Here is a 7,665-nt window from a genome sequence, read left to right as displayed (position 1 = left end):
GCCGTCTCGGCGAACTCGCGGGGGTGGACCTCGAAACCCTGATATTGCTTGGTTTGCAGCAGCCGGATCAACCCGGCCGACTTCATCAGCTTCACGCTGTCGTCGGTCAGGCGGCCGATCCGCTCGGCCTCGGGGGCCTGGTCGCGCAACTGATCCGCCATCGCCACGACCCGGTCGAGTACCCGCTCGCTCATGTTGGTGTCCTTTACGTCTGTGGGCGTAGTAATGATCTATTGAAGTCCGCGGCCCACTGGACGCTGTTCCCGGTCAGCGGACGCCGAGATAAGACGTGAGCTGTCGTCCGACAGTCGGGACACACGGCAGCCAGGTCCCATCGATGCGCCTAGCGTCAGCGCCTGTGGACCAGGTTCAGGGAGCAGCATCTCGATGCGGCCATAATCAGCAGGCACCGACGCCGGAAGAGCAAAGCTTGCCGTCGGCTGCCCAAGTGGCCCAATTGCGCTGTGCCATCACACGGAATGTGTCCCGTGACTTCATCGATGGGAACGGCCACATGAACGTGTTGCATTATCTGGATTTCGGTTCGGCCGCCGCCGATGCGTTGGTGCGTGAACTCGGGATCGACGACGCCTATCGGGCTGATCGACAGCTCGGCCTCTTCACCGTCGAGCACCACCTGCGCTACTACAGCGAGCTGATCGAAGATGACACGGCCGATCTCTACGCCCGCGTCCTTGACCGCTCACCCAAGGTGGTGCACATGATGTCATTCGCCGTGGATCGGTACCGGCAACGCCTATCGGCGACACTTGAGATGGTCCTCGTGCACGTCGATCTGACCCGCCGGCTGCCCGTGGCGATGCCGGTCGACATCGCCGCTGCTTTCGACGAGCACGTCAGGTACTCGTCGACCCTGGAGTGGGCCGCGCCCGTCTGCGGCGCGATGGGCGTGCGACGTCAACCATGAAACGGCCAGCGGCCCGGTGATTACCGCCGTCAAACCTATCGCCGGCGGCCAAACCTCAGCAACCGCCACATATACCGCGGCAGTTGCGGAGTCGGGACGCGGGCCGGCCAGTCGTCGGCGCGGAAGTAGGCATCAGACCCGCCGTCGACGAAAAGCACACTGCCGCTGAGAAAGGCGGCGGCATCCGACAACATGAACACCATCCAGTCCGCGAGGTGCGTGGGATCACCGAACCCACCGACCGGGACCGGGAACGCGCGGATGGCCCTGGCTTCACGCGGTGTGGCCAGCTGTCGCTCGAGCAGGGGGGTCATCACCGCGCCCGGAGCGATCGCGTTGAGCCGGATACCCGCACCCGCCCACGCCGGTGTCACTGCGGTCCGACGCACCCAGCGCGCCACCGCGATCTTCGATGCGCCGTAGGCCATCGAGGGGGCGGCCGATCGGAACACTCGTAGTGCACGCTCGGCCTTGTGGAGATCGCGGCCCAGTAACGCCCGCACGGCTCGCTGGGGCACCAACGGCATTGTCGTCGACGAATTACTGCCCACAACCACGACTTTCGCATCGCCGGCCGCCGCCAGTGCCGGGTGCCATGCCTCTAGGAGCTCGACCACACCTAAGAAGTTCACCGCCAGGATCCGGGCCGCGCTACCCGCGCCCGGGGTGGGGCCCACACCAGCGGCCAGCACGGCACCGTCGAGTCGACCGTCGCCGGTAGCGCACACGGCAGCGGCGGCCGTCCTGCGTCCGTCGGGAGTGGACAGATCCGCCACGACGTCAGCGTCCTGAATGTCGACGCCGATCACGCGGTGACCCGCGGCCAGCAGTTTGCGGACGACGGCTTGGCCCATGCCCGATGCCGACCCGGTGACGGCGTAGGTTCCCATCCGCGTCGCTGCTAGGCCTTGGCTAACAGGCCGGCATCGACCACGAGCTGGGTGCCGGTGATGTAGCGGGCGTGGTCGGAGGCCAGGAAAACCACGGCGTTGGCGACGTCTACCGGCTCCACCCACGGAACCGGGAGCAGGTGGCGAGCCGCGAGCGCTTCTGCAGCGTCGGCCGCCGTCGGGCTGGTCAGGTCAGGCCGAAGGCGTTTAAACGTCGCCTCGTTGAGCACCATCGAGGTCCCGACCGCTCCAGGATGAACAGTATTGACGCGAATGGCGCGCGGGCCCAGTTCGTTGGCCAGCGTGCGCGCCAACCCAACCACGGCATGCTTGCTCGCAGTGTAAGCAGCGGTGGTGGCCGTGCCGCGAAGACCGTTGGTGGAGCTGATAATCACGACGGACCCGCCGCCCTCGCCGAGGTGCGGGACGGCGGCTTTGACGGTGTGCCAGACGCCGGTCACGTTGACATCCAGGGTCTGCTGCCAGTCGTGGGTAGTGATCTCCCACGTCGGAGCCGACACCGTGTGGACGCCTGCGTTGGCTACGACGATGTCAAGGCGTCCCAGGTCGGCGACGGCGGCGTCCACCGCGCCGGTCAGTGCGCCCAAGTCGCTGACATCGGCCAGCCCCGTCACCGCGCGTCGGCCGCGCTGCGCCACCGCGGCGGCGGTCTGTTCGAGGTCTTCTGCTGCCGCCGGCACGTCCACCGGGATGACGTCGGCGCCTTCGTCTGCGAATCGCTCGCACAGGGCGCGCCCGGTGCCGCGCCCAGCGCCTGTCACCAGCGCCACACGACCCGACAGGCTCGACATCAGGGCGCCTTGGTCAGCGAAAACCCTTTGTACCCAGCCTCGGCGACTTCATTGCAGATGTCGAGGTAGGTCCCAAACCCGCCGAGGAACAGCATGAACACCCGCGGCTTGCCAGGCACGTTGGCGCCCATGTACCAGGAGTCGGCCTTGGTGAACAGGGTGGCCTCGGCTCGGCGCGCGCATTCGGCGACCCAGTTGTCCACCGCATCGGGAGTCGCCTCGATCGCCGTGTAGCCGTGATCGTCGAGATATCTGATCGAGTCGGCGATCCAATTCACATTCGCCTCGGCGTGCAGCACCATGTTGGCCAGCACCGCCGGCGCGCCGGGGCCGCACACGACGAACAAGTTGGGAAAGCCGTCAGTGCTCAGACCCAAGTAGGTTCGCGGCCCATTGCTCCAGTCATCGCGCAGCCGTTTACCGCCCCGGCCGACGATGTCGATTCTGGCCAATGCCCCTGTCATCGCGTCAAATCCGGTAGCCAACACGATCATGTCCAGGTCGTAATGGGCGTTGCTGGTGTTGACGCCGGTGGCATCGACAGATTCGATCGGCGTGTCTCGCACACTGATCAGTGTCACGTTGGGGCGGTTGAATGTCTGAAAGTAGTTGCTGTCGGTGCAGATCCGCTTGGTGCCGATCGGGTGATCCGTGGGGATCAGCAGTTCGGCCAGCGCGGGGTCATCAATGATGGCCCGCACTTTCTCCTCATAGAACTTGCGCGCCTCCTCGTTGGCGTCCGGGTCGATCATCTGGTCGGAGAAGGTTTTGGAGAACAGCACCCCGCCGAGATCCCAGCGTTTTTCGAACGCCGCGCGCCGCTCTTCGGGGCTGGCTTGCATCGTCAGTTTCGGATGGGCGATGTGCGGTGAGCCGCCGCCGCTGCGCCATGATAAGCGCCTGCGTTCGGCGTAATTGGCCTTGACCCGGGCCCGGTCTTCGTCGGTGAGAGGCCGATTGCCGGCGGGGACGCTGTAATTCGGGGTGCGCTGAAAGACGTAGAGTTGCGCGGCTTGTTCCGCGATGATCGGGATCGACTGAATGCCCGAAGATCCCGTCCCGATGACCGCGACGCGCTTACCGGTGAAGTCGACCGTTTCGTGTGGCCATGCCGCGGTGTGGTAGATCTCGCCGGTGAAACGGTCGAGGCCGGCAAAAGGTGGGGTCATCGCCGCGGACAATGGGCCCGTCGCCATCACACAGAACCGCGCGCTCACTCGTTGCCCGGTATCGGTGGTCACCGTCCACCGCAACCGCTGCTCGTCGAGAACCGCCGACGTGACACGGGTGTTGAAGACGATGTCGCGGCGCAGATCCAACCTGTCGGCCACCCAGTTGATGTAGCGCAGGATCTCCTCTTGGGTGGCGTACTTTTCCGACCAGTCCCACTCCTGTTGCAGGTCATCGGAGAACGAATAGCAGTAGTCGACGCTCTCGACGTCGCAGCGGGCGCCCGGATACCGGTTGAAATACCACGTGCCACCCACGTCGGGACCGGCCTCGAACACCTTGACCGTCAACCCGTCGGCGCGCAGCTTGTGCAGGGCGTAAAGCCCGGCAAAGCCGGCACCTACGACCACCACGTCGATGCCCTGGTCCAACCTGTCGTTCGTGCTACTGGTCACGAACAGCGACGGTAGGGCCGCTGCGCCCGGAATCGCAGGAGACGTCCCGGTGACTGGACGCCGGGATGGCGACCTCCCGTCCATCGGAATCCGACCACGACATCACGGACCAATGTGGCAAGGATCGGCCGCATGGCAGATGTCGAAGAACAAGGCGCCGCCCTGTGCACCGATGCCGCGGTGGCCACCGTAGACGTCGAGTTGGACGGTGCTCTCCATCGACTGCAATGGCGCCGCGACCAGACCCTGGTCGAGATGATGCTTGACGCCGGGATCAATGTGCCGCATTCGTGCCGAGAAGGGCATTGCGGCTCCTGCGTGGCGACCTTGATTTCCGGGGAGGTGGATATGGCCGGTGGAGATGTGCTGGGACCCGAAGACCGCGCCGACGGCTTGATCCTCGGGTGTCAAGCCCGGCCAGTGACCGACAACATCCACATTGAGTTCTAGGCGCATGAATGGCGTGCCGATATGACAGAGGTTGCGACGTGACCGGCAGGGTCGCTGGGAAGGTGGCCCTGATCACGGGCGCGGCGCGGGGAATCGGGCGTGCGCAGGCGGTGCGGTTAGCCCAGGAGGGCGCCGATATCGTGGCCCTTGACGTGTGCGCTCCCGTTGACACAGTGGTGGTTCCGCACAGCACAGTCGACGACCTGGAGCACACCGCCGCCCAAGTGCGCGATACCGGCGCCAAAATACATACCGAGATCGTCGACGTGCGCGATGTCGACGGCGTCCAGGCGGCCACCGATCGCGGTGTGCGACGGCTGGGAAGATTGGACGTGGTGTGTGCTACCGCTGGGATCACTTCGCGTGCACTGGCGCTGGACCTCACCGAGGCGGCCTGGCGGACTATGTTGGATGTCAACCTCACCGGTGTGTGGCACACGTGTCGGGCCGCTGCGCCGCACCTGATTGCGCAAGGTGGGGGTGCGATCGTCCTGACCAATTCGATCGCAGGCCTTCGCGGATTGGTGGGCGTCGCCCATTACACCGCGGCTAAGCACGGCGTGGTCGGCCTGATGCAGAGCCTGGCCAAAGAACTTGCGCCGCAGAATGTCCGAGTCAATTGCGTCCATCCGACCAATGTGGACACTCCGCTGATTCAAAACGACGCAGTGCGCAGCGCGTTTCGTCCCGACCTCGACAGGGCGCCGACGCGTGCCGAGTTCGCCGAAGCGGCCCTTCGCATGAACATGCTCGCGGTGCCGTGGGTCGAACCGGACGATGTCGCCAACGCCGCTTTGTTTCTCGCTTCCGACGAGGCGCGCTATATCACCGCGGTCACGCTGCCCGTCGACGCTGGTGCGACTCAACGATAGGGAGGGCGCAACATGAAAGAACTGTCCGCTGGCTTTCTTTCCCTTTGTCACGCTGGATAATCCGGAGCCGCATCTGCACCGCCGTTACACCGAATGGGCATCATGCTGCCGTGAGAGGAACGCCAGCACGGTGCTTTCGAAGGCTTGCTTCGCTTCGATCATCGCCCAGTGCCCGGACTTGGGAAATACGTGAAGTTCGGCGTCTTGGATGGTGCGCATCGGAATCAGCGCCATATCCGGTGGACTCACTCGGTCGTCGCGACCCCATGTAAGCAGCGTGGGGACGGTCAACTTGTGCAGGGCTGCCCACGGCATCGGGTTTTCGGACGCGGCCATCGCGGCGTTCATCGCGGCAAACGCCGCTTTGCCGTACATGCGGCGCGCCGCGGCCAGGGTGTCCGGATCGGTGGCCAATTGCCAGCGTTCCTCGACCAGTTCGTCAGTGATCAGGGACTGGTCGTACACCATCGATTTGAGCCAGTCGACCAGCCGCTGCCGAGTCGGGTCTTCGACGAACTCCTGCAACAGCCGAATGCCCTCACTCGGGCTGGGGCTGAAGATGTTGATGCCGATCCCGCCGATCGTGACCAGACGGTCGACACGATCGGGGTTGTGGATAGCGAAGTTGATGCCCACACCCCCGCCCATCGAGTTTCCGACGATGTGTGCCTTTTCGACGCCAAGCGCATCCAGGAACGGCGATACGGTGCCAAATGCCATGACCATTGGGTGGCCGCCGAAGTCATCGCTGACGCCGAAACCGGGAAATTCCAGGATGATGCAGCGGAAGTGCTCGGCGAAGGTGGGCAGGATGCCGCGGAAGTTGCGCCATCCGGTGACCCCGGGACCCGAGCCATGCAAAAACAGCAGCGGCTGCGCCGCCGTGGCCTCCGGGCCAGTGTCGTAGTAGCGCAAAATCCCTTGCGGTAGCAGGATTTCGCGTACGTCCTGCTCGCCTAGGAAGACCTTTTCGGAAGTGTCTGTCACGGTGTCAGCCTGCCACGGCGTCGCGGGTGGCACGCCGCGGTGTTCCGCTGACCGGGTGGTGCGATGACTGGCGCTGGATAGTGTCGTCACGGCGGACTGTGGTCCGACGACGCGGTCGGCGACACCTGTTGCTGCACAGCCGACTTGCGTCCACCAGGTTTGTCACGCCGTGTGCTGCTCGCGTTTGATTTCCAGGGCGATGTCGATGAGTTGGTCTTCTTGGCCGCCGATGAGTTTGCGTTGACCGGCGCGGTGTAGTAGCTGGTGGGCGGGCACGCCGTAGCGTTCGGATTGGCGGATGGCGTGCTTGAGGAAGCTTGAGTAGACCCCGGAGTAGCCCATGATCAGGGCGTTGCGGTCCAGCAGGCACTGGGCGGGCATGGCCGGGGCGACCACCTCTTCGGCGGCGTCGGCGATGTCGAAGAAGTCGATGCCGGTCTTGACGCCGATCTTGTCGAACACGCCGATGAGGGCCTCGACGGGCGCGTTGCCGGCTCCGGCGCCGAACCGGCGACACGAGCCGTCGATCTGCTTGGCGCCCGCGCGGACGGCCTCCACCGAGTTGGCCACCCCGAGCCCGAGGTTTTCGTGGCCGTGGAAGCCGACCTGGGCGTCGTCGCCGAGTTCGGCGACCAGGGCCGCGACCCGGTCGCGCACCCCTTCGAGGACCAGCGCGCCGGCCGAGTCGACCACGTAGACGCATTGGCATCCGGCGTCGGCCATGATGCGGGCCTGGGCGGCCAGCTTCTCCGGCGGAATCGTGTGGCTCATCATCAGGAAGCCGACGGTTTCTAGGCCGAGTTCGCGGGCCAGGCCGAAGTGCTGAATGGACACGTCGGCTTCGGTGCAGTGGGTGGCGATCCGGCAGATCGAGCCGCCGTTGTTCTGGGCCTCCTTGATGTCCTCCTTGGTGCCCACCCCGGGCAGCATCAAAAAGGCGATCTTGGCTTCGGTGGCCGTCTGCGCGGCCAGTTTGATCAGCTCCTGCTCGGGGGTTTTGGAGAAGCCGTAGTTGAAGCTGGACCCGCCCAGCCCGTCGCCGTGGGTGACCTCGATGACGGGCACCCCCGCGGTGTCCAGGGCGGCCACGATGGCACCCAC

General features: G+C 65.1%; 8 protein-coding genes and 1 pseudogene. 3 read left to right on the top strand and 6 right to left on the bottom strand.

Features of this window, described 5'->3' with window-relative positions; genetic code table 11:
- Positions 1–194 (bottom strand): annotated as a pseudogene (locus tag A5701_RS02320) (hydroxylase); the annotation flags it as partial.
- Between the two features lie 164 nt (positions 195–358).
- Here A5701_RS02320 and A5701_RS02315 point away from each other — a divergent pair.
- Positions 359–928: a thioesterase family protein gene (locus tag A5701_RS02315; protein WP_231968756.1), complete on the top strand. Its 570-nt coding sequence runs from the start codon at positions 359–361 to the stop codon at positions 926–928.
- Between the two features lie 35 nt (positions 929–963).
- Here A5701_RS02315 and A5701_RS02310 read toward each other — a convergent pair whose 3' ends face one another.
- Genes A5701_RS02310 through A5701_RS02300 form a run of 3 tightly spaced genes read right to left on the bottom strand, consistent with a single transcriptional unit; the run spans position 964 to position 4,255 of the window.
- Positions 964–1,818: an SDR family oxidoreductase gene (locus tag A5701_RS02310; protein ID WP_067748089.1), complete on the bottom strand. Its 855-nt coding sequence runs from the start codon at positions 1,816–1,818 to the stop codon at positions 964–966.
- 11 nt (positions 1,819–1,829) lie between these two features.
- The gene (locus tag A5701_RS02305; protein ID WP_067748087.1) at positions 1,830–2,630 is read right to left on the bottom strand and encodes a mycofactocin-coupled SDR family oxidoreductase; all 801 of its coding nucleotides are present in this window, start codon (positions 2,628–2,630) and stop codon (positions 1,830–1,832) included.
- On the bottom strand, positions 2,630–4,255 hold the full coding sequence (locus tag A5701_RS02300) for an NAD(P)/FAD-dependent oxidoreductase (protein ID WP_067748085.1): 1,626 nt from the start codon (positions 4,253–4,255) through the stop codon (positions 2,630–2,632). Before A5701_RS02300 ends, A5701_RS02305 begins: the two co-directional genes overlap by 1 nt.
- A 132-nt stretch (positions 4,256–4,387) precedes the next feature.
- Here A5701_RS02300 and A5701_RS02295 point away from each other — a divergent pair, with 132 nt between their 5' ends.
- Entirely contained in the window at positions 4,388–4,705 is a 318-nt protein-coding gene (locus tag A5701_RS02295; RefSeq protein WP_067748083.1) for a 2Fe-2S iron-sulfur cluster binding domain-containing protein, read from the top strand.
- A gap of 8 nt (positions 4,706–4,713) precedes the next feature.
- On the top strand, positions 4,714–5,577 hold the full coding sequence (locus tag A5701_RS02290; protein WP_067748080.1) for a mycofactocin-coupled SDR family oxidoreductase: 864 nt from the start codon (positions 4,714–4,716) through the stop codon (positions 5,575–5,577).
- 84 nt (positions 5,578–5,661) lie between these two features.
- Here A5701_RS02290 and A5701_RS02285 read toward each other — a convergent pair whose 3' ends face one another.
- Both A5701_RS02285 and dmpG read right to left on the bottom strand, forming a co-directional pair.
- Complete coding sequence (locus A5701_RS02285; protein ID WP_067748093.1) at positions 5,662–6,564, bottom strand: alpha/beta fold hydrolase; 903 nt, start codon at positions 6,562–6,564, stop codon at positions 5,662–5,664.
- A gap of 162 nt (positions 6,565–6,726) precedes the next feature.
- On the bottom strand, positions 6,727–7,665 hold a 939-nt coding region (gene dmpG, locus A5701_RS02280; protein ID WP_067748077.1), incomplete at its 5' end, for a 4-hydroxy-2-oxovalerate aldolase.

Origin of the sequence: Mycobacterium sp. E3305 (genome assembly GCF_001666785.1) — a bacterium.
In the GTDB taxonomy this organism is placed as follows: domain Bacteria; phylum Actinomycetota; class Actinomycetes; order Mycobacteriales; family Mycobacteriaceae; genus Mycobacterium.
The sequence above is the reverse complement of the archived record's forward strand: the minus strand, read 5'-3'. Positions and strand labels throughout refer to the sequence as shown.